The organism is Plantactinospora sp. CNZ320, assembly GCF_002846275.1.
Window position 1 is genome coordinate 5,212,548 of sequence record NZ_PJMP01000001.1, and the last position, 20,384, is coordinate 5,232,931.

18 protein-coding genes, 3 tRNA genes and 1 pseudogene are annotated in these 20,384 nt (G+C 70.1%); 12 read left to right on the forward strand and 10 right to left on the reverse strand.

Annotated elements, in window-relative coordinates:
• Positions 1-978 (reverse strand): NAD(P)H-quinone oxidoreductase, encoded by a 978-nt coding sequence (locus CLT71_RS23205; protein ID WP_101368965.1) that lies wholly within the window; start codon positions 976-978, stop codon positions 1-3.
• A 198-nt stretch (positions 979-1,176) separates the two neighbouring features.
• On the opposite strand from CLT71_RS23205, the gene CLT71_RS23210 reads away from it, so the two are divergent.
• The 3 genes from CLT71_RS23210 (at position 1,177) to CLT71_RS23220 (ending at position 2,430) form a co-directional block, all read left to right on the forward strand.
• A tRNA-Ser gene (locus tag CLT71_RS23210) sits at positions 1,177-1,263 on the forward strand.
• A 209-nt stretch (positions 1,264-1,472) separates the two neighbouring features.
• Complete coding sequence (locus CLT71_RS23215) at positions 1,473-1,757, forward strand: hypothetical protein (RefSeq protein ID WP_101368966.1); 285 nt, start codon at positions 1,473-1,475, stop codon at positions 1,755-1,757.
• A gap of 130 nt (positions 1,758-1,887) precedes the next feature.
• Entirely contained in the window at positions 1,888-2,430 is a 543-nt protein-coding gene (locus CLT71_RS23220) for a YbhB/YbcL family Raf kinase inhibitor-like protein (RefSeq protein ID WP_101371714.1), read from the forward strand.
• 66 nt (positions 2,431-2,496) lie between these two features.
• Here the strand turns inward: CLT71_RS23220 and CLT71_RS23225 are convergent, their stop codons facing one another.
• Positions 2,497-3,207, reverse strand: coding sequence for a class I SAM-dependent methyltransferase (locus tag CLT71_RS23225; RefSeq protein ID WP_101368967.1), 711 nt, complete (start codon positions 3,205-3,207; stop codon positions 2,497-2,499).
• A gap of 282 nt (positions 3,208-3,489) precedes the next feature.
• Positions 3,490-4,269, reverse strand: coding sequence for an IucA/IucC family C-terminal-domain containing protein (locus tag CLT71_RS23230; protein ID WP_101371715.1), 780 nt, complete (start codon positions 4,267-4,269; stop codon positions 3,490-3,492).
• A gap of 349 nt (positions 4,270-4,618) precedes the next feature.
• Between CLT71_RS23230 and CLT71_RS23235 the strand changes: the two genes are divergently transcribed.
• Entirely contained in the window at positions 4,619-6,145 is a 1,527-nt protein-coding gene (locus CLT71_RS23235; protein ID WP_101368968.1) for a peptide deformylase, read from the forward strand.
• Between the two features lie 118 nt (positions 6,146-6,263).
• Here CLT71_RS23235 and CLT71_RS23240 read toward each other — a convergent pair whose 3' ends face one another.
• Positions 6,264-7,379 (reverse strand): globin domain-containing protein, encoded by a 1,116-nt coding sequence (locus CLT71_RS23240; protein ID WP_101368969.1) that lies wholly within the window; start codon positions 7,377-7,379, stop codon positions 6,264-6,266.
• Positions 7,380-7,643: 264 nt separating this feature from the next.
• Between CLT71_RS23240 and CLT71_RS23245 the strand changes: the two genes are divergently transcribed.
• Positions 7,644-8,468, forward strand: coding sequence for a CPBP family intramembrane glutamic endopeptidase (locus tag CLT71_RS23245; protein WP_101368970.1), 825 nt, complete (start codon positions 7,644-7,646; stop codon positions 8,466-8,468).
• A gap of 61 nt (positions 8,469-8,529) precedes the next feature.
• Here CLT71_RS23245 and CLT71_RS23250 read toward each other — a convergent pair whose 3' ends face one another.
• The gene (locus CLT71_RS23250) at positions 8,530-9,681 is read right to left on the reverse strand and encodes a hypothetical protein (RefSeq protein ID WP_199187689.1); all 1,152 of its coding nucleotides are present in this window, start codon (positions 9,679-9,681) and stop codon (positions 8,530-8,532) included.
• A gap of 724 nt (positions 9,682-10,405) precedes the next feature.
• On the opposite strand from CLT71_RS23250, the gene CLT71_RS23255 reads away from it, so the two are divergent.
• A tRNA-Ser gene (locus CLT71_RS23255) sits at positions 10,406-10,496 on the forward strand.
• Between the two features lie 34 nt (positions 10,497-10,530).
• Positions 10,531-10,603, forward strand: a tRNA-Arg gene (locus CLT71_RS23260).
• A 744-nt stretch (positions 10,604-11,347) separates the two neighbouring features.
• On the opposite strand, the gene CLT71_RS36590 is transcribed toward CLT71_RS23260, so the two are convergent.
• Positions 11,348-11,749 carry a hypothetical protein gene (locus CLT71_RS36590; RefSeq protein WP_143743564.1) on the reverse strand — a complete coding sequence of 134 codons (402 nt, stop codon included), beginning with the start codon at positions 11,747-11,749 and terminating at the stop codon, positions 11,348-11,350.
• A 19-nt stretch (positions 11,750-11,768) separates the two neighbouring features.
• On the opposite strand from CLT71_RS36590, the gene CLT71_RS23270 reads away from it, so the two are divergent.
• The 4 genes and pseudogenes from CLT71_RS23270 to CLT71_RS23285 form a co-directional block, all read left to right on the forward strand.
• The gene (locus CLT71_RS23270; RefSeq protein ID WP_101368972.1) at positions 11,769-12,629 is read left to right on the forward strand and encodes an ESX secretion-associated protein EspG; all 861 of its coding nucleotides are present in this window, start codon (positions 11,769-11,771) and stop codon (positions 12,627-12,629) included.
• Positions 12,622-14,022, forward strand: coding sequence for an alpha/beta hydrolase (locus CLT71_RS23275; protein ID WP_101368973.1), 1,401 nt, complete (start codon positions 12,622-12,624; stop codon positions 14,020-14,022). Before CLT71_RS23270 ends, CLT71_RS23275 begins: the two co-directional genes overlap by 8 nt.
• 26 nt (positions 14,023-14,048) lie before the next feature.
• Complete coding sequence (locus tag CLT71_RS23280; RefSeq protein ID WP_101368974.1) at positions 14,049-14,495, forward strand: hypothetical protein; 447 nt, start codon at positions 14,049-14,051, stop codon at positions 14,493-14,495.
• Positions 14,496-15,203: 708 nt separating this feature from the next.
• A pseudogene (locus CLT71_RS23285) lies at positions 15,204-16,133 on the forward strand (IS701 family transposase); the annotation flags it as partial.
• A gap of 29 nt (positions 16,134-16,162) precedes the next feature.
• Here CLT71_RS23285 and CLT71_RS23290 read toward each other — a convergent pair.
• Genes CLT71_RS23290 through CLT71_RS36595 form a run of 3 tightly spaced genes read right to left on the reverse strand, consistent with a single transcriptional unit; the run spans position 16,163 to position 18,885 of the window.
• Complete coding sequence (locus tag CLT71_RS23290; protein ID WP_101368975.1) at positions 16,163-16,480, reverse strand: integrase core domain-containing protein; 318 nt, start codon at positions 16,478-16,480, stop codon at positions 16,163-16,165.
• Positions 16,458-17,807 (reverse strand): IS30 family transposase, encoded by a 1,350-nt coding sequence (locus CLT71_RS23295; RefSeq protein WP_486483718.1) that lies wholly within the window; start codon positions 17,805-17,807, stop codon positions 16,458-16,460. The genes CLT71_RS23290 and CLT71_RS23295 overlap by 23 nt, the downstream gene beginning before the upstream one ends.
• Positions 17,785-18,885 carry an IS3 family transposase gene (locus CLT71_RS36595; RefSeq protein WP_143743566.1) on the reverse strand — a complete coding sequence of 367 codons (1,101 nt, stop codon included), beginning with the start codon at positions 18,883-18,885 and terminating at the stop codon, positions 17,785-17,787. The genes CLT71_RS23295 and CLT71_RS36595 overlap by 23 nt, the downstream gene beginning before the upstream one ends.
• A gap of 49 nt (positions 18,886-18,934) precedes the next feature.
• On the opposite strand from CLT71_RS36595, the gene CLT71_RS23310 reads away from it, so the two are divergent.
• The gene (locus tag CLT71_RS23310; protein WP_486483403.1) at positions 18,935-19,177 is read left to right on the forward strand and encodes a glycoside hydrolase family 130 protein; all 243 of its coding nucleotides are present in this window, start codon (positions 18,935-18,937) and stop codon (positions 19,175-19,177) included.
• Positions 19,178-19,328: 151 nt separating this feature from the next.
• Here CLT71_RS23310 and CLT71_RS23315 read toward each other — a convergent pair whose 3' ends face one another.
• Complete coding sequence (locus tag CLT71_RS23315) at positions 19,329-20,333, reverse strand: YhjD/YihY/BrkB family envelope integrity protein (RefSeq protein WP_101368977.1); 1,005 nt, start codon at positions 20,331-20,333, stop codon at positions 19,329-19,331.
• Between the last annotated feature and the right edge of the window lie 51 nt (positions 20,334-20,384).

Genomic DNA, 20,384 nt, shown 5'->3' on the forward strand with positions numbered 1-20,384 from the left:
TCAGTCGACCGTGAGCAGCACCTTGCCGACGTGGTCGCTGGACTCGACGATCCGGTGCGCCTCGGCCGCCTCGGACATGGGCAGCCGGCGGTAGATCACCGGGCGTACCGCGCCGGACTCGACCAGCGGCCAGACCTCCTCGCGTACGCCCCGGACGATCGCGGCCTTGTCGGCGGCGGGCCGGGAGCGCAGGGCGGTCGCGGCCACCGAACCCCGCTTGGCCAGCAGCGCCCCCAGGTCGAGTTCGCCCTTGCGCCCACCCTGGAGGCCGATCACCACGATCCGGCCGCCGGTGGCCAGCGCCTTGACGTTACGCCCGAGGTAGGAGCCGCCCATGATGTCCAGGATCACGTCGGCGCCCCGGCCGTCGGTGAGCCGCTTCGTCCCCTCGACGAAGTCCTCCTCGGCGTAGTCGACGAGACCGCTGGCGCCCAGCTCGCGGAGCTGGTCGTGCTTGCTGCCCCGGGCCGTGGCCAGCACCGTTGCGCCGAGGGCCGCGCCGAGCTGGATCGCGAAGGTACCGATGCCGCTGCCGCCGCCGTGCACGAGCAGCGTCTCCCCGATGCTGAGCCGGGCCAGTCGCACCACGTTGGACCAGACCGTGCAGGCGACCTCGGGCAGCGCCGCCGCGTCGACCAGCTCGACACCCTCGGGTACCGGCAGAAGCTGCCCGGCCGGCACCGCCACCCGCTCGGCGTAGCCGCCGCCGCTGAGCAGCGCGCAGGCCGGATCGCCGATGCTCCAGCCGGTCACGTCGGCACCGACCGCGCTGATCACGCCCGCGCACTCCAGACCCGGGTACGCCGGAGCACCCGGCGGCGGCGGATAGTTCCCCTGGCGTTGCAGTAGGTCCGCCCGGTTGACCGCGCTCGCCCGGATGTCGAGCGTCACCTCGTCCGGCCCGGGGGTCGGCTCGGGCACGTCGGCCCAGACCAGCGCGTCGGGTCCACCCGGCTCGGGAATCGTGATCGCCTTCATCGCTCCAGTCTTACCTGATCTCGCTCCCGCCCCAAGCTCTTACCCGATCTCGCTTCCGCTTCGAGCCTCGATCCGGGATCCGTCCGGCCACACCCGTCGATCCGGCCGGCGGCCCCGGCCTGGTACGCCCGGCCCGTGGCCGGTCATGGCACACTAGGCACGGCCGTGACCGCCGTTGGATCGACGACCACGGCCCCGGGAGGGCTCGCCTAGTGGCCGATGGCGCTGGTCTTGAAAACCGGTAGGGCGGCAACGTCCTCGTGGGTTCGAATCCCACGCCCTCCGCCCTTGTGGATCTGTTGCGTACGGGTCTGTTCCGGTACCTGGGAGATGTCCCACACACTGTTGACGGCTACGCGGGGCGTACCCCTACGCTCTACGCGTAGTAATCGCACGGTGATTCTGCGTGCAAAACTTTCGCGGAAATCGGCGGTACGGGACCGCTGGGTACGGTCACGCCCGGGTGGGCGTACGGAGTGTGAAGCGAGGGCGCCATGGAGCTGCGACTCACCCCGGTGCAGGTGCGGAACCGACTGATCCTGGTGGCCCGGCGGATCGTCGCCGACCACGCCTCGGACGCCGACGGGATCTGCCGGATCTGCGGTGTCCTGCACTGCGAGGCGCTGGCGGCGGCACGTGGTTACCTGGCCCGGGTCGAGGAGCCGCGCCGGCCGATGGTGGTCGAGATCCACCGCCGCGCGGCAGTACCGCCGCCCGGGGTCACCGCCGCCGCGCTGCGGATCGCCGCCGACGCGGTGTCGCAGGACGCCGAGTCGTAGCGCCGGCACCGGCAGTCCGGAGCGGCGGGCCTGGCGAGGGCCGCGCGGGTGGTTACCCCTCGAACGGGTAGAAAGGGCACGGCGCCGGTTGTCCGGCCCGAGCCACCTGCTGTGCGGAAAGGACATCGCGATGACTCTCGACCGACCCGTTCCACCCGACCCGTACGAGATGTTGCCGAGCGTGCCGGCGTTCACGTTGACCAGTAACGACGTCCAGAACGGCGAGCCGATGGCGGCCGAGTTCGCCCACCCGAGCGTCGGCGGCGGGAACCTCTCGCCACAGCTCGCCTGGACCGGCTTCCCCGCCGAGACCAGGAGCTTCACTGTCACCTGCTACGACCCCGACGCGCCCACCGGCAGCGGGTTCTGGCACTGGGTGCTTGTCAACGTGCCCGCCGAGGTGACCGAGCTGGCCAAGGGGGCCGGGCAGGAGTCGTCGGCCGGCGTCGAGGGCGCGTTCAGCGTACGCAACGACTACGGCGAGCAGACGTACGGCGGTTCCGCGCCGCCAGCCGGAGACCGCCCGCACCGGTACGTCTTCGCCGTGCACGCCCTCGACGTGGCCAAGCTCGACCTCACTCCGGAGGCGAGCCCGGCGTACGTCGGGTTCAACCTGACCTTCCACACCCTGGCCCGGGCGGTGATCCGGCCGACGTACCAGGTGAAGGGCTGAAACTGGCGGCGGGGCCGGCATCCGGCGAGGTCAGCCGCCGATGCCGGCCCGTGGCCCGCGGTGGCTTCAGGCGGGCACTCGGGCGACCGCGAAGACCGACTGGCCGAACGGCGGCCGGACCACCCGCTCGGCGGCCTTGGTCACCGGCAGTACGAGGCTGTCGTACACCTTGACCATCGGCCCTTCCTTCGGCATCAACCGGAAGACGCTGGTCGCCATGTAGTAACCGATCAGGCCGAGCGCGTTGGCGTAGTGCAGCGTCTCGACCTCCAGGCCCGCCTCTTCGAGCGCGGCCCGCATGGTCTTCTTGGTGTACCGCCGGACGTGCCCGGTGGCGATGTCGGCCGGGCTCATCGCGAACTGGAAGGCCGGCACGATCAGCACGATCGCCCCGCCGGGCCGGACCAGGTTGCGCATGCTCCGCAGCGCACCGACGTGGTCCTCGATGTGCTCCAGCACGTTGTAGGAGACGGCGGCGCTGTAGTCACCCTGCTCGGTGTTGGGCAGCAGCATCTGCCGTACCTCGATGGTCGGCTCGCTGGCGAGACGCTCCTTCAGCGCCACCAGCCGGTCCGGGTCGGCCTCGGTCGCGGTGAACCGCTCCAGGAACGGCGCCCACTCGATGGCGTAGTCGCCCAGGCCGCTGCCGATCTCGATCGGGTTGTTGCCCAGGTAGGGCAGGGCCAGCTCGACGAACCAGCGTCGGTGGTTGACGGCGGTGGCGAGGCCCTCGAGCACCTCTTCCTGAATGCGTTGATCTCCAGTTATTTCTGCCATGCGTAGATCCCTCACGCTCTGACTCGACCTGCACTGGACCGACAGAGTGAACCATCTACGACGACCGTAGGGAAATTGGGGCACTCGTGCGAGCCGAACTCACGACTTCGGGCATCGGTTGTGGCCGGTTCGGGGGCGTTTTCGTTACAGACCACCCGAACATAGCCGTAGGACGTTGGGCCGGCGTGACGCGGGGGTAACAGTCCAGCGTCGATCTCTCGGCGGGCCGCCACGCTCCGGAACGCGTCGGTGACGCCTCGGATCGTCGGCTGCCGGGTGGGCTCAGGGGGTACGGATGCAGCAGCCGGCGCAGACCTTGGGCTGTGGCAGCGTGAAGGCCAGGCAGCAGGTCTTGCGCTGCACGGTCAGCTCGCCGGTCGGACCGGGCACCAGCTCGATCAGGTCCGCCACGCCCAGCGTGTCGAGGAGTGCCCCGATCGTTTCGGCCGAGCCGCCGGGCAGCGCGTCGGCGGCCCGGAGCACGCCGTGTGCCACGCCCGAGGCGACCGAGCCGAGCAGGGTACGGGCGCCGACCCGGACCTGCTGGTGCAGCGAGTCCAGCATCGGGGTCAGGTGCGCGTCGAGCAGGGACGCACGCAGCGCGGCGAGCAACTCGGCCTCGCCGAGCACCACCCGTACCTCGGGCAGGCCGTGCAGGGCCAGCGGGTCCGAGGGGAGTACCGCGATCTCGGTGCCGCGTCGCATGCCGAGGGTGAGCAGTGGCCGATTCTCCTCGAACCGGACCAGTACGTCGGCCGGGCGCAGCAGCGGCACCCGACGGGCCGAGGCCCAGCCGAGCACCACGGGCAGCAGGAGCCAGTAGGTGTAGGACTTCCAGGCCAGCGCGGCGGCGGCGTGCGAGGTGGCGCCCCGGCGCTGCCGGGTGACGGCGAGCAGCTCGGGAAGGCGGGTGCCGTCCACCAGTTCGGTGGCGGGGGCCCAGCCGGTTTCATCGGTGACCAGCAGACCGGTCGCCAGACCGGGCAGCTCGTCGGTGCCGAAGGCGGCCCGCAGGGTCGCGGTGACCGGGGCCAGCGGTGCGGCGGCGCGGTCGCCGATCAGGGTGGTCACGCTGCGTCGCCGTTTCGCGGCGTTCCGGCCGGCGGGCAGGTGCCCGGCACGACGGCCGTGACCGGACTGGTCTGCCTCGGGAACACCTGATCAACCCCCCATGTCTGACACTGACCGTCACGATAGCCCACTAAGGCAAGGCTAACCAGAGTTGGGGTCTCGCGCACCTCGACCAGAGATGTTCGTCCGGACACGTCGAAGATCTGACCGGTACGCCAGGGGTGGGCGGGGGAGGATCATCCACGGAGGGTGGAATGTCAAGCCATTGTCGTTAACGCGCCAGTTCTGTCAGACTGGCCGGCTCGGCCAGCAAACTGAGATTCCCGGCCAGAGGAACCAGATGACCACGCCAATCGAGCGGGCTGCCGACTCGTTCGCGGCCGAGCTATCCCGTCGGCGGGTCGAGCGTGGGATGACCAAGAAACAGCTCGCGGCCCGGATGGGATTCGACCCTTCCTACGTCAGCCATGTCGAGGGTCGGCGGCACCGGCCGACCGAGGACTTCGCCCGGCGCGCCGAGGCCGTACTCGGTGCCGCCGGAGCGATCTGGCAGCGCTTCCAGGAGTACGACGAGCTGCGGCAGGCCCGCTCCAGCACGGTCGCCCACCGCGACCCACCCGTACCCGAGCAGTGGATGCCGCCCGGCACCGGCCTGATCGTGGAGCAGGAGACCGCGACGCTCGCCTTCCACGAGGGCGCGTACCGGTGCGTGATCCGGCGGGCGCTCTACAACGCCGGCACCGAGCCGGTGACCCGCTACCTCGTGCGGATAGCCGTGGACCGCTACCCCAACGACCCGGCCCGGTCCAACCGGCACCACCGGGAGAACCCGCTCACCTTCGCCGAGCTGGACCTCCAGGCATTCTGTGACGACCAGGGCAGCCGCGAGCCGATGGAGTGGCGCAAGAAGCACGACCGGGACGCGTTCAAGGAGGTGTGGCTGCTCTTCGAGAACGTCGACGGCCGGTTTCCGCTGTACCCGGGCGAGCGGGTGACCACCGAGTACTCGTACCGGGTCAACCAGGACAAGTGGGGGCAGTGGTTCCAGCGGGCCGTACGGCTGCCCACCCGCCGGCTCGCGCTCCGGCTCGACCTGCCGCTCGACCTCGACCCGCAGGTCTGGGGTGTGGAGACGTCGCTGTCGGCGGAGGAGGGGCCGCTGCGTACCCCACTGGTCCGGCGCGACGAGGACGGCCGGGCGCTCTTCGAGTGGTCCACCGACGACCCGCCGCTGAACGCCCGCTACCGCCTGGAGTGGCGCTACCGGGCCCAGCCGGCCGCGCCCGCCACCGCACCGGCGGGATCGACGGAGGGCCGGGCCAGTGACCGGATGCGGGCCGCCGGCATCGTGCAGCTCGGCGCGGACCTGCTCCGCCAGCCGGCCCGGCAGTTCGACCTGCCCCGGGACGACGCCAACGCCCGGGAGGTGGTGGCCCGGCTCCGGGCCGCCCTGGAGCGCCTCGACGAGCTGCACCCGTTCAGCAAGGGGGTCGGGCTCGCCGCGCCGCAGATCGGGCTGCCCTGGGCCGCCGCCGTGGTACGCCCACCGGACCGGGACGCCGAACCCGTCGTACTGCTCAATCCCCGGGTGGTCGACGCCGCCCTGGAGACCGACGAGCAGTACGAGGGCTGCCTCTCCCTCTTCGACCTCCGTGGCCTGGTCGCCCGGCCGTTGCGGCTCGACGTCGAGCACGCACGCTGGGACGGCAAGCGCATGATCACGTCGTTCGAACTCGCCATGGCCCGACTGGTCGCGCACGAGATCGACCACCTGGAGGGCCGGCTCTACGTCGACCGGATGGACCCGGAGGTCCCGCTGGTGCCGATCGAGGAGTACCGGGACACCGGCAACCCCTGGCGCTACTGAGCCGGCTCCGCTCTACCGACCCCGCCCGGCTGCCGTGGGCACCAAAACGGGAGCCGGGTCTCCGTGTCCTACGGGGAGGAGGACACGGAGACCCGGCTTTGGGGGAGAGGGAGGATGTCTAGAGATCGCCGAAGGCGTCGTACCGGATGTGCTCCGGGGGCACGTTGTCGGCGGCGAGCACACGGAGCGCGGACCGGACCAGGGTGGCCGACCCGGAGACGTAGCAGTCGTGGGTGGTCCACGGGCCGTACCGGGCGAAGACGTCGCTGATCTCGCCCCGCTCGCCGGAGTAGCCGGGATCCGCACTGCACGCCGGGATGATCGACAGCCAGGGGTGCCGGGCGGCGAGTTCGTCGAGTTCGGTCAGCCCGTACAGCTCGTCGCGGCTGGTCGCCCCGACGAAGACGTGCATCCACCGGGTGCGGTTGTATCCGGCCAGCTCCTCGGCGAGTGCCTTGATCGGAGCGAGGCCGACGCCACCGGCCACGCAGAGCACATCCCGGGTGGAGTCCCGGTCCAGCGTCATCCCGCCCATCGGGGCGGCCACCCGCAGCAGGTCACCGACCTTGACCCGGCGTACCAGCGCGCTGGAGACCCAGCCGGCGCCGACCGCCCGGACGTGGAACTCGAGCGTGTTGTCCGCGCGTGGGGCGTTGGCGATCGAGTACGTCCGCCACAGGCGCGGCTGGTATCGCGGCGCCTCGATACTGACGTACTGACCGGCCCGGTAGGGCAGCGGATGCTGGAGCGCCCGACAGGTGAGTACGGCGACGTCGCTGCCCCGCCGTTCGTGGCTGATCACCTCCGCGTGCCAGAACGGCGGGTTCGGGTCGTCGGCCGCGCCGGCCTGCATGCGCTCGGCGATCACCCGGTAGGCGTCCCGCCATGCCTGGTCGTACTCGACGGTCCACTGCTCGCCCGCGACCTCGGCCAACGCGGCCAGCAGCGCCGTGCCCATGGCGTCGTAATGCGCCGGCCGGGCGTGGTACTTGCGGTGGTCACGACCGAGCGACCGCAGGTACTCGTCGAAGTTCTCGGGATCGTCGATGGTTTGCACGGCGGTGACGATCGCCTCCAGCAGGCGGTCCCGCTGGCCGCTCATCTGCACCGGAAACAGTGTGCGCAGGGCGGGATCGGACAGGAACATCCGGGCGTAGAAGTATCCCGCGATCTTCTCCCGTCGGTCTTCGACGAGGGTCCAGCTCTCCTTCAACAGCTGCGCGAGGTTGTCCATGACACCTTCTCGGTCGGGGCCACTGCGCGGATAAGAATGAATACCGTGAGTCAGTGTCGGTCGCACAGAGTGTGCGATTGGTAGCTGAAGGCACGGTGTCGGAGAACCGACTCCCATTCGCCCGAGAATGGCTGCGGTACGCCCGGAAGTGTGGTGCGGAATTGTGGAGCACCTCCGGAACGAGCCCCGGAGGGAGGCTGGAAAGACGTCGGAACACCGGTTCGGACGCTCCCGAGGAGCGGCGCGATCGGGCACAGTTGTCGGGTGACGGTTGATCTCGCCCGCCCGCTCTCCCGCCGGGTACTCGGTACCGAGGTGCTCCTGGTCCTCGGGGTGTCGCTGGGACAGTCCGCGGTCTACTCGGCGGTGACGATCATCGCCCGGCTCACCGCCGACCGGCCGCTCTCCGAGCAGACCGCCACGCTGAACGCCTCGCAGTCGACGCGGCCGTGGCTCGACCTCACGTACCAGCTCCTCGGGATCTTCTTCGCCCTCGTACCGGTGCTGCTCGCCGTACACCTGTTGAACCGGGACCGGATCCTGGACCGCGACGGGCTGCTCACCCCGGACGCGGTGCCCGAGCGGCGCCCCGGCGGTGCCCGGGAGATGCTCGGCCTGGACGGCCGCAGGCCCGGCTCGGACCTGGCCTGGGGTGCGGCGCTGGCCGCCGCGATCGGCCTACCCGGGCTCGGCCTCTTCTGGATCGCCGCGCAGCTCGGCGTCAACGCCAGCGTCGTCCCGGCGAGCCTGCCGAACCTGTGGTGGACCGTACCGGTGCTCGTCCTCTCGGCCGCGCAGAACGCGATCCTCGAAGAGGTGGTCGTGGTCGGCTACCTGATGACCCGACTCCGGCAACTGGGCTGGCGGATCGGCGCCGTCATCGCCACCAGCGCCCTGCTGCGCGGCTCCTACCACCTCTACCAGGGCTTCGGCGCCTTCGTCGGCAACGTGATCATGGGAGTGGTGTTCGCGCTGTTCTTCCTGCGTACCAAGCGGGTGCTGCCACTGGTCGTCGCGCACACCCTGCTGGACGTGGTCGCCTTCGTCGGCTACGCGCTGCTGCCCCGGGAATGGTTCGACTGGCTGTAGCCGGCCGGTCCGCCCTCGGGCGGCTACCGCTGGCCGTAGCCGGCCGGTCCGCCCTCGGCGGTTACTGCTGGCCGTGGCCGGCCGGGCCGCCGTCGACGGTCAGTGCCGGATGTCGAGGCGGATCCGGTCGGAGCGCTGCCGAGCGGTAGTACCCGACAGCCCGGGCGGCGAGCCGTTCGGTGTCGGCGGAACCCAGCATCGCGGCGGCCAGCGCCATCGCTCCGGGCAGCCGCCGTACGGCCAGCCGCAGCACAAGCCAGTTCGCGGTCCGGGCGACGATCGGCGCACCCAGCCGCCAGCCCGCCTCGACCAGTCGACCCGGCCCCCCGTCGACGTCCCCGGTCGAGTCGTCGACGTTGTCGGCCGGGTCGTCGCCGTTCCTGGCTGGGGCGTTGCCGTTGTTCCTGGCTGGGTCGTCGGCGTTGTCGGCCGGGTCGTCATCCTGCCGTGGCCCGGCGACCGCTGCCTCGGCGGCCGCCAGCGCGGCTCGGGCGCTGGCCAGATCCGGGTGGACCCGGGTCAGCACCAGCACGTCCGCTGCCCGGTCCGGCCCGGTCGGATCCTGACCGTGGGCGGCTGCCAGGTGCAGCACCAGGCCGGCCTGCGCCCAGGCGACGGCGGCGAGTTCGGCGAGTGGGGCGAGCATCCCGGTCGCCGTGGAGAGGGCTGCACCGGTGGCGGCGAGCCGGACGTACCGCCGGGTCGCCAGCCGGACCAGGCCGTCGGGGGTGGCACCCGGGTACGTGGCCCGGACCCAGTCGGCCCAGGATCGAGCCTCCGGGCCCAGTCCGCGTACGGCGGCCAGGGCGAGCAGTTCGGGTGCGTACCCCGGGTGGTCGAGAATCTGCCGGACCGTCGAGGGTCGCGCCTCCGATTCCCGGGTACGCCCCGAAGCGCCCCGATCAGCCGGGACTGTTGCGGGGGACGCGAGGACCGGCTGGGACGTACCGATGCCGGTCGGCTCGGCGCTGGGGACGTACGCCGGAGTTGTCTCCTGCGCAGTGCCGGTCTTCTTGGCCGTGGCCTTCGTCACGGCGCTGGCCCTCTTCGCGGGTGTCTCGCTCGCGGTGCTGGCCTTCCGGGCAGCCGCCTTCTTCGCCACGCCGGTCTTCTTGGCGCTGCTGGCCTTCTTCGCCGCGCCGGTCTTCTTGGCGGCGCTGGTCTTCTTCGCCGTGGCGGCCTTCTGCGGGATGGCCTTGGACCCGGCTGTCATCTTGACGGCGGCCTCGGAGGTGGTGGCGACCCTCTTCGTGGGGTCGCCCTGCGAAGCGGCGTCGCCCGTGGTCCCCTCGTCGTCGGCCGTGATGTTGTCGGCGGCAGCCTTCTCGGATGCTGGTACGGCTTCTCCGGCCGTGGTCGCCGCGCCGGATCTTTCAGCCGGAGCCGGAGCCGGAGCCGGAGCCGGAGCCGGAGCCGGAGCCGGAGCCGGGTCGGCGCGGCGTTCGGTCGAGCGAGGTGTGGCAGGAGCGGGCTGTGCGGGCGCTCCCGACGCCTGCGGGAGTACTTCCGGCGTTTGGGCCGGTCGAGTGGGTGGCCGTGCCGGCGGCGGTGGTTCGACTTCGGCGGGCGGTTGGAAGAGCACCGTCGGAGGCGTCTTGCGGGCACGGGGCCGGGGCGGCGCCGGGGGCCGGTCGGCCGGTTCCGTCTCTGCGACCGTCTCCGGGTCCGGAGCGGGGGTGAAGGTGGCCTTGGTCGGGCCGGAGCGGCGCGTGGACTTCGGCTCCGGGCGGCGTCGTGGCGGCTCGGTGGGCGGCTGCTCCTCCATATCACGTGAGCCTAGTCTCGGTGGCGGATCGGCACCGAACAGGAATCGGCGGAGCTCGTGACGTCAGCCTGGGGGGCCGGGTCGCCGCGCGCCGGGCGTACCCGGGAAGTCGTTTTGCTCCGCCGGGTCGCCGCCCTGTATCCTCGACCGACGTGGTCTGGTGGGACCACGGGGAGACTTCGCCTAGTCTGGTCTATGGCGCCGCACTGCTAATGCGGTTGGGGTCTTAAAGCCCCTCCCGGGTTCGAATCCCGGAGTCTCCGCGCTGAGGATGGTGTGTAGACTGACCCGGCACCTGCGCCCGTAGCTCAACGGATAGAGCATCTGACTACGGATCAGAAGGTTAGGGGTTCGAATCCCTTCGGGCGCGCAACATCAAAAGGCGCTTGACCTGCAAGAACATAGGTCAGGCGCCTTCGCTTTTCTGTCCCTTGTGGTCGGTTGGGTGCTCGGTGGGTGCTCGTACGACGAGTATCCCCTCCGTCCCACCGGGTCCGGGCGGGTCCCGATCAGTCCGGGTGCGTTTGACCGCGATTCGAGTCGCTGGCCTCCTCTTCCTGAATGCTGGGACACCGTGCCCGGGGGGGGGGCACTACCGAAGCGGCCCACCGCGGCAACACCCGGTGCGCCTCTTGAAACCGGACGTCGTGGCGACGGCGAGGGCGACGCCGACCTACGACCCAAACAGGCACCCGTTCCGGGAGGCCGCCCATACCGGCGAGAACCACGATCACGCCCGCCAGGCTGCGCCGAACCCACCAAGGCTCGGATCGGCCGTGCGGGCAACACACGACCGCGTCGTGGCAGACGCTGCGAGGGTCGAGCAGCCGACCCGGCGGAGGCTCCTACCGCCGCGTCGCGATCCGGCATGGAGTCCGAACACCGGGCCGCCGGCCCCTACCTGCCGCTGGCGTCGATGCCTCAAGCTGGGGATCGGGGTTGCGAAGTCGGTGGGGCACGCTGGGCCTGCCTGCTACTTCGACGGACAGCGATGGCTCGTGCGCTCTGCGCGTACATCGGGTCCGCCGGGGATGGCGGCATGGAGGCTGAGGGGGACAGCGGGGTGTTGGGACTGTACGGAGATCCGGACGAACTCGACCGGCTGGCCGGACGTCTACGCACCCGGGCCGGCGAGGTGCGGGAGCAGGCCGCCGATCACGAACGCCGTGGTCAGGCAGCGCGATGGGTGTCGGTGTCGGCCCAGTCCTTTCGGGACCGGGTCGCGCAGGATCGGGCCCGGGCGGACCGGGTCGCGGACGACCTCGACCGAGTCGCCGACACCGTGGTTGCCCACGCTCAGGAGGTTCGGGAACTGCTGGCGCTGATCGCCCGTATCGAGGACGAGGTCACCGGCTGGTTCGAGACCGCGGCCCAGCGGCTGCGCGACTACGCGCCGCTGGCGGGCGGACCGCTGCTGAAGGCCGCCGTCGAAGCGCCATGGGCCGCCTGGCCGTTCCAGCCCGGAAATCTGCCCGCCTCGGGGGGATCGGAAGTGGCTCGAGGTCGGCGAGTTCATGCGGGGCAAGGGGCTCTAGATGGCCGCCGCACACACCGTGCTGCCGGCGCACCGGCTGCTGCTGTCCGCCCCGGAATGGGCACTGCTCGTGCACGCGAGCGGACTGCGGCCACCACCCGGTTTCGACCCGGCGGATCCGCCGACGGATTTGCTGTCGGAGACGGTGACCGCGCTGGCCGACCGGGGTGTCGTGACGACCGATCCCGACAACCCGACCGGATACCGGCCGGTCGGACCGGTCGCGGCGAACCTGGCAACCCTCGGCGCCGCCCGGGCGATCGTGCAGCTGGAGCTGTCCACCGGAGACCGGGGGACACGCGCGGTGTTCGCCGTGGCCGGCAACGTGGGCAGCGGCCTGATCGCGCTGGACGGCGGCGGTGTCGAGTTGTCGATTTTCGCCTCGGTGACCCTCGGCGCCGAGCTGATCCGCGCCGTGCCGGCCGCACACGAACTCGCCGGCACCCGGGCAACGCTGCTCGACCAGGCCCTCGGCGGCGACCGTGGCGGCCGGGAGCTGTCGGGGCGGCTGCCGCTGGCCGCGTTGGCCGAATACGGCCAGGCGGGGGACCTAACTGGGGCGTCCGGACGGCAGCAGGTGGTCTCAGCCCTCGGCCTGACCACCGCCCAGGCGTGGCTGGCCGAGCAGATGAACAGCCGCACAGTCGGGGTGCTGCGGGCGGTGGTGACCGGTCGGGTCGGCGACGGGGTGGGGTTGGGCCAGGTGGTGTGGTTGGCCACCGACGACGGCTGGCTCGGCCTGCGACCGGATCCAAACGGGTCGGGGCGGCGGATGGTGGCGGTGGAGCCGGCCGACCGCGAGGACATCGGGGTGTGGCTGGCCCCGTACCTGGCACAAATCCTGGGAGACGCTGATGAGTGACCCGCAGCTTCAGGTCAGCGGAGGCGCGGGCGGCACGAACGCCCGCTACGAGGACATCGGCCTGCTCGCCGAGCACAGCGACGACCTCGCCGCCGACCTGGCCGCGATCACCGCCCAAGGCCACGGCAGGCTGGCCGACCCGGACCTGCTCGCCTCCGCAGTCCTCAACCCCGACGGGTTCACGAAAATCGAAGCCGGCCTCCTCCACGCGCTCGACGGCCCGGACGGGCTGACCGCCCTGTCCCTCGACTTCGGCCAACGGGCGATCGCGCTGCGGGCCGTCGTCGCCTCCTACCAGGCGGTCGACGAGGCGCAGGCCCGCACGATCGACACCCTGCGCTGGAGCCTGGGCTTCGGCCTCGGCCTCGGCCTCCAAGGCGCCGCGGTGAACCCTTTGGCGGCGCTGCCGTTCGTGTCGACGCTCGGCGCCGCCGGGGCCCTGTTCGGCGACGACGTCGACTGGCAGCAGCTACTCACCGACCACCCCGGCATCATCGACACCCTGGTCGGCATGGGACCGGGTCTGGTCAGCAGCCTGCCCGGCGCCCCACTGGTCGGCGACGTGCCCGGCGCGGCGAACCTGCTCGCCGACTGGTACCAGGACGGCTCCTTCACCGCCACCGACCTCAACGGCACCGGAACCAACATCGACACCTCCGACACGATGGTCCGCCCCCCGCAGGGGTTCGCCGACCTGATCGACGGACTGAACTACCGCAACGGTGAAGCCGACGCCGGCAAGCCCGACCAGATCGACGTCCGCGTCATTACCCATCCGGACGGCAGCACGGCCTACGTCGTCGACATCCCCGGAACCAAGGTCATGAACATGCCGTGGGACCCCGCCAGCCCGTTCCTCAACGACATGGGCACCAACGTCCACGTCCTCGGCGGCGACACCACCTCCCGCCAGCACGCCATCGCCGAAGCGCTGAAGATGGCCGGGGCGAGCCCGACCGACCCGGTGATGCTGGTCGGGCACAGCCAGGGCGGAATGGTCGCCGCGCAGGCCGCCCAGGACTCCGGCACCAGCGGCTTCCCGTACAACGTCACCCATGTCGTCACCGCCGGCTCCCCGATCGCCAACACCGACATACCCGCCGGGGTGCAGGTCCTGGCGATGGAGAACGCGCACGACATCGTGCCGCACCTCGACGCGGGTGACAATCCCGATCGGCCCAACCACACCACCGTCACGTTCGACGACCAGAACGGCAGCATCGGTAAGAACCACGCCACCGACCTGGCCTACCTGCCGGCTGCTAGAGCGCTGGACCAGAGTACGGACCCGTCCGTGGTGGCGTACCGGGACAGCGCCGGCGCGTTCCTCACCGGCGGCGGGGACGGCACGACGGTGGAGTCGAAGGTGTACGAACTACACAGAGTCCACTGATCATTAGTTGAGGGAAGGGGGCGCGGATGCGGTGGCCGAGGAATCGTAGGCTGGTCGGCGCTGGACGGCTGGTTGTCACGGCAGCGGTCGCGCTGATCGCCCTGGCCTCCTGTTCCGTGCTGGCCGAATCGCCGCAGGAGCAGGAATCCTCGGACGCGATCGCCGCGCAGATCCAGACGGCGCTCGCCGAACGGCCGGACGTCGTCACCGTCAAGGTCGGCTACCAGAACAACCTGAGCGCCGCCGAACGAGTCGACGTCACCGCCACCCTGACAGCGGGTACCGACTTCACATCCTTCATCGACGAGGTGACCCGCCTGGTCTGGCAGAGCAAACTGAATCCACTCAGCTCGATTAACATTTCCGTCTCTGACGCCGTCGACATCCAGCGCAGCACCAGCCGCCACCTCGCCCCTGCGGACGAAGACAAGGCTGAGCTGGAACGCAGATACGGACCTCGGCCACCGAAGTAGATCAGCCTGCTGCAGCAGACGTATGGACGGTCGACATGAAACTGCTACCACGCGTCCTCGCGGGCAAGCTGCCGCCAACGCCAGGTGTCATCCGCCGGCTCGCGTCCACCAGCGGAGGCATCCCAGCCGAGATAATGCGTGGCATCTCCAAGCGCACGGCTCCACCCTCGCCACGCCTACTCCTGATTCTTGCGGCTACTGGTCGTCCTGACCAGCGTCGGACCGGACTAGGCCGTGTGTCGAAGTCGGTGCCAGGGCTTGAACTGGCGTGAGGATCTTCGCGTGTCGGTGGTCGTGTTGCAGCGAGGTCTCCGGTAGATGGTTCAGCGAGCAAGCAGAACTTGACACCGGAGGCCTCGTGGGCACCCTAGCGGTGACGAGGCGGTTCGACCTGACCGACACCCAGTGGGCGGATGAGCCGCTGCTATCGGCGCGGAACCGGCCGGGTCGACGGTCGATGTGAAGCTGACGGCAGTTGATCAACCGGATCCGGCAACGGATGCATGGGTGTGAAATGCATCATACAGGGCTGTGCTTTCGGGTGATCCATGCTCGCCTATACGATGACGCAAAGTAGGTGAGCGGTTACGTGACGCTAGCATCTAGTACTCCAACGTCACTTGACTTTGACGTTGGGCGTGGCGCGGGCATGAAGACGGCCACCGCGTTGATCATCGATGGTTTGTGAGGACAACCGAAGATCATGCGGTGGCCGCGTGCCACAGCGTAGACCCCGCCGGTTGGCGGGTCATCCTGGACGAGGCGGTAACGCGTGTCGCTGGTCGGTTCGTGCGGGCGGAGCCGCGCCGGACCGCGGGGCAGTTCGTGGAAGGGCTGCTGTCGGGCGTGGAACGCAAGACCTGCTGGTCCCTCGCGGAGCGGGCGGGGCACGCTTATCCGCAGGCGATGCAGCGGTTGCTGCGCACGGCGGTATGGGACGCCGACGCCGTCCGCGACGACGTTCGGGCCTGGTTGATCGAACAGCTCGGCCACCCCGACGCCGTGCTGGCCACCGACGAGACCGGGTTCCTGAAGAAGGGCCTGTGCTCAGTCGGCGTGCAGCGGCAGTACACCGGAACCGCCGGACGTGTCGAGAACAGCCAAGTCGGAGTGTTCCTGGCCTACGTCTCACCTCTAGGGCGGGCGATGATCGATCGTCGGCTCTACCTGCCCGAGACGACCTGGTGCGACCGGCCCGACCGCCGCGCCGCCGCCGGCGTCCCGGACGACGTCGGGTTCGCGACGAAGCCGGCCCTGGCCCGGCAGATGATCGCCGCCGCCCTCGATGCCGGAGTCCCGTTCGGGTGGGTGACCGCCGACGAGGTCTACGGCGCCGACCCCGGCCTCCGCGCTGACCTGGAACACCGCGAGATCGGCTACGTCCTGGCCGTCGGCTGCGACCGACGCGTGGCCGTCAACGACGGCCGCACCCTCGTACGCGTCGACGAGGTCGCCGAGCGGATCCCGACCCGCGAGTGGCAGCAGCACAGCTGCGGACCCGGGGCGAAAGGGCCCCGTGACTACCTGTGGGCGTGGATCACCACCGCCACCCGGCCCGGTGAGCACCGGTGGCTGCTCATCCGCCGCAACCGCAGCACCAGTGAACTGGCCTTCTACCTGTGCTGGTCTGATGTTCCCCGGGTTTCACGGAGTCGTCGTGGTTGGTTTCATGCCACGGACAGGGATATCGGTCGGACTCTCTCATACTCGGTCGGGCTGAGCATGCCCAGTGAGCTGTGGCGGCGTTGCCGGTTGTGGAAGATCTCGAGGTACTCGAAGATCGCGTTGGCGAGCTCGATGCGGGTGCGCCACCGTTGCCGGTCGAGGAGTTCGGTCTGCATGCGGCCCCAGAACGACTCCATCATGCCGTTGTCGTAGCAGTCGCCGATCGAGCCCATCGACGGCGCGAGGCCGGCGTCGTGGACCCGGCGGGTGAAGACCCAAGAGGTGTACTGACCGGTTTCAACCAGTCCTTGCAACACCATTGTCCTGCGTGGACGATAACAGGTCGTTGAGGGCTTCGCCCGGCGTTCTCCACCCGAGTGCTTTGCGTGGCCGGCTGTTCAATGTTGCCGCCACCGCCCCGAGTTCTTCGGTGTTCCAGCGGGCCAGGTCCGTACCTTTGGGAAAGTACTGCCGGAGCAGCCCGTTGGTGTTCTCGTTCGTGCCGCGCTGCCACGGACTGTGCGGGTCGGCGAAGTAGACCTGCACGCCGGTGTCGATCGTTAGCTTCGCGTGCTGGGCGAGTTCTTTGCCGCGATCCCAAGTGAGCGTGCGACGCAACTGCTCGGGCAGGGCGGTGATCGTCGCGGCGATCGCTTCGCGGACGGCTTCGGCGCCGTGCCCGGCCAGGGCCGGGCCGTTCTTCGACCGCGCTTCGGTGCCCCATCCGTCCATGCGGGGCAGGTGCAGCAGCATGGTGAAGCGGGTGGTTCGTTCCACGAGGGTGCCGATCGCGGACCTGTCCAGCCCGATGATCAGGTCACCTTCCCAGTGCCCCGGCACGGCCCGGTCCTCGACCTCGGCCGGCCGTTGGCTGATCATCACTTCGGGGGTGACCATGCCGTCGCGGCGTTGCCGGGCCCGGGCCCGCGGCACCCGCAGTGCCCGGCCGGTGCGCAGACACGCGACCAGTTCACGCTTCAGCGCGCCTCGGCCCTGGATGAACAGCGATTGGTAGATCGCCTCATGCGAGATGCGCATGGACTCATCATCCGGGAAGTCGAGCTTCAACCGGTTGCTGATCTGTTCCGGGCTCCAGGCGGTGACCCAGCGACGGTCTTCCCGGCGGGGCTTGTTTCGTCCCTTCCAGGCCCGAGCCGTCGGCCCCGCCACGAGCTCGCCGTCGGCCCGGCGCACCGCCCCGGACAGTCGGTCCTGCACGTATTCGCGCAGCCGCGGATTGGACACCAGCTTGGCGGTCTTCGGACGCTTGGCCGCCTGTTGCGCCTTCCACTGCGCCACCGTGGCCCGATACTCCTGCTTGCCGGCCCGGGTCGCCGCGTTGCGCCGCAACTCACGCGAGATCGTCCCCGCATCGCGTCCGATCCTGCGGCCGATCTCACGCACGCCCTCGCCCTGAGCCCGCAGCAGCACGATCTCCTCGCGTTCGGCGAAGGACAGATAGCGGCCCGAAGGCTCGTCCAGGCTGATCGGCGGCATGCCGCCAGCGTGACGAAACCACCGCGATCCAACTGGCCACGACACGCCAACGGCAAGCGCGGCCTCGACCGTCGTGATCCCCGTCGCGATCAGTCGCCAGAACTGCCGCTGCACAGCGCGCGAAGGCTCAGGCCGACCCGGCGACCGCATCGGCGCCCGCAGCGCCCGGTCCGCGGCCCACTGCCTCCGCGCCCTTTCCGGCACCTGCTCCAGCTTGGTGTTCCTGCCCATGCACACCTCCCCGATCAAGGTGTTGCGACGACCGGTTGAAACCGCCCTGGACTCCGTGATCCGAGTGAATGATCGTTCCCGGCTGCGGTTGGCGGTTGCTGATCGCCATGCCCAGCGCGTTGGTGACCAGGGTGGCGGTCTGCGTGGCGTCGATTGACCAGCCGACGACCTTCCGTGAGTAGGTGTCCAGCACGACCGCGCAGTAGACCTTGCCCTCCCTGGTCGGGTGTTCGGTGATGTCGCTAACCCACAGCCGGTTGGGCTCACCACGGGTGAAGTCGCGGTTGACCAGGTCCGCCGCGGTCGGGGTTTGATGCTTCGGCCGGGGACGCCGTCGGTGGGGAAGGCCTTTGATCCCGGCCCGCCGCATCAGCATCTCTACCGCGTTGTGGCCGATAACGATGCCCTGCCCGAGTCGCAGCTCCGCGTGGACCCGGCCGGCGCCGTACACGCCTCGAGACGCGGCGTGGACCGCCCGGATCCGTTCGGTCAGCCACGCGTGCCGCAACGCCCGTGCCGATGGCGGTCGGCTAAGCCAGGCGAAGTAGCCCGACACGGACACCCTCAGGACGCGGCAGCCCACGTTGACCGGCAGACCCTCAGCGGCCATCTGTTTGATGACCGCGTACCGGCCTTTTGGGGGCACCGCCTCCTTGAGTAACTCAGCGGCACGACGATGGACCGCGAGTTCGGTCTCCAACTCGGCGATACGACGCCGCGCGGCGACCAGCTCGACCTGGTCCCTCGACGTGATCCCGGGAAGCTGCCCGGTGTCGATCAACTCCTGGCGACGCCAGGTATAGATGGTCTGGTCACTGATCTGCAGGTCCCGCACCAGGTCGGCCACCGATCGGCCGGCCTTCAGTAGATCAAGGACCTTGCGGCGGAACTCGGGCGGGTAACTCCTCGGCACGTCACTCCTCAACGAGCGAAACGCACAAAAGTCAACCAAACCGACTCCACCAAACCGGGGGAAGATCAACAGCTGGGAACTCATCCAGGTCGGCAACTGCGGGTCCCCGATCTAGACCGACGCCGGTTGGCTCGTGCTCACCCACGGGGTCGGCCCGATGCGCCGGTACGCCATCGGCGCGCTCCTGCTCGACCTGCATCGACCGGAACGGGTCATCGCGCGGCTCCCCGGCGCGCTGCTGACCCCCGAGGAAGCCGACCGGGACGGGTACGTGCCCAACGTCGTCTACTCCTGCGGCGGCCTCGTGCACGGCGGCGATCTGTGGCTGCCGTACGGGCGAGCGACGCGCGGGTCGGGTTCGCCACCGTGCCGGTGACCGACCTCCTCGCGGCGATGGCGGCGCCACCGCCGCTCGGGGACGGACCGGCCTGATCTGTGTCACACCTGCCGACGCTGTGGACATTTCGTAGCGATGTTCCTGGCTCCCGTATCACGTCGGCGGTCGGCGCGGCGGGGCATCGGTCCCGTCACCACCGTGGTTGCCGGCTGGGACGCCTGTGGGTCGTGGTCTGCTCGTGCACCGGACTGGCGTCGGACACGGTGGTCGGTTCGGCCGGGTCGGCACATTTGTCGTCGGTGGATTGCGGTGAGCGGGGGCGCATGGCGAGGTCGATGACCTCGCCTGCGGTACTGGTGGCGGTCAGTGCCGCCGCGAACAGGATGAGCTGGTTGACGACGTTGAGGAAGACCAGGAGCCCGACGGTGCCGGCAACGACGTGATACGTCGGGTTGGCCTCGGTGCGCTGTACGTAGAAGCTGCCAACGGTCTTGAGCAGTTCCAAGCCGATGGCGACGAGCAGCGCGGGTAGGACGACACGGCGCGGCGGCATGCGTAGCCGTGGCAGCCCGGTGAGCAGCGCGGCCGACAGCAGCGTGCTCACGGCGATGCCAATCACGAGGCCGATCGCGGCCAGCAGCCACCGGCCCGGGGCGGCGTTCGTGCTTGTGGTATCGACCAGCCGGTTGGCCAGGGCGGTGGTGGCGAACGCTGTGGCCAGGGAGGCGGCCAGCAGCAGGCCGAGTCCGATCAGCACGAGCAGGTCGACCAGCAGGCGGACGACGAAGGTACCCGGGTACTCAGGCAGTTGCCAGACCTTGCGGATGGAGGACCGGAGCGAGTCCACCCAGAACCAGCCGGTGATCGGCAGGCCGAGGAACGCGATCACCCCGATGGTGCTGCGGGCGGTCCGTAGTGCCCGCACGTCGAGGCTGGGCAGGTTTTGGGCGAGGTACCGCTGCACCGAGCGCTGCACCGCCGGATCGTCCAGGACGAATCCGAAGACGGCGAAGCCCAGCAGGGCCAGCGCGAACGTGGCGAAGAAGGCGTAGTAGGTGACTGCGGCGGAGAGCCGGCCGCCGTCGGCTTGGCGATAGCGCGCCACGGCTCGGGCGAGGTGGTCCAGCCAGCCGTGGTGGCGGCGGGCGCGCCGCCACAGCGCGGCGGCCCGCTGCGCCGTGCTCGGGGTCGTCATGTCGCCCGTCGTACCCTGCGGTCACCGGGGCCACGCTCCGGACAAGCCACA

Bases quoted from the DNA above. Each gene is read 5' to 3' on its own strand.
- CLT71_RS23205 (WP_101368965.1), bottom strand. From the start codon at position 978: ATGAAGGCGATCACGATTCCCGAGCCGGGTGGACCCGACGCGCTGGTC.
- CLT71_RS23215 (WP_101368966.1), top strand. From the start codon at position 1,473: ATGGAGCTGCGACTCACCCCGGTGCAGGTGCGGAACCGACTGATCCTG.
- CLT71_RS23220 (WP_101371714.1), top strand. From the start codon at position 1,888: ATGACTCTCGACCGACCCGTTCCACCCGACCCGTACGAGATGTTGCCG.
- CLT71_RS23225 (WP_101368967.1), bottom strand. From the start codon at position 3,207: ATGGCAGAAATAACTGGAGATCAACGCATTCAGGAAGAGGTGCTCGAG.
- CLT71_RS23235 (WP_101368968.1), top strand. From the start codon at position 4,619: ATGACCACGCCAATCGAGCGGGCTGCCGACTCGTTCGCGGCCGAGCTA.
- CLT71_RS23240 (WP_101368969.1), bottom strand. From the start codon at position 7,379: ATGGACAACCTCGCGCAGCTGTTGAAGGAGAGCTGGACCCTCGTCGAA.
- CLT71_RS23250 (WP_199187689.1), bottom strand. From the start codon at position 9,681: ATGACAGCCGGGTCCAAGGCCATCCCGCAGAAGGCCGCCACGGCGAAG.
- CLT71_RS36590 (WP_143743564.1), bottom strand. From the start codon at position 11,749: ATGAACTCGCCGACCTCGAGCCACTTCCGATCCCCCCGAGGCGGGCAG.
- CLT71_RS23270 (WP_101368972.1), top strand. From the start codon at position 11,769: ATGGCCGCCGCACACACCGTGCTGCCGGCGCACCGGCTGCTGCTGTCC.
- CLT71_RS23275 (WP_101368973.1), top strand. From the start codon at position 12,622: ATGAGTGACCCGCAGCTTCAGGTCAGCGGAGGCGCGGGCGGCACGAAC.
- CLT71_RS23280 (WP_101368974.1), top strand. From the start codon at position 14,049: ATGCGGTGGCCGAGGAATCGTAGGCTGGTCGGCGCTGGACGGCTGGTT.
- CLT71_RS23290 (WP_101368975.1), bottom strand. From the start codon at position 16,480: ATGGTGTTGCAAGGACTGGTTGAAACCGGTCAGTACACCTCTTGGGTC.
- CLT71_RS23295 (WP_486483718.1), bottom strand. From the start codon at position 17,807: ATGCGGTCGCCGGGTCGGCCTGAGCCTTCGCGCGCTGTGCAGCGGCAG.
- CLT71_RS36595 (WP_143743566.1), bottom strand. From the start codon at position 18,885: ATGAGTTCCCAGCTGTTGATCTTCCCCCGGTTTGGTGGAGTCGGTTTG.
- CLT71_RS23315 (WP_101368977.1), bottom strand. From the start codon at position 20,333: ATGACGACCCCGAGCACGGCGCAGCGGGCCGCCGCGCTGTGGCGGCGC.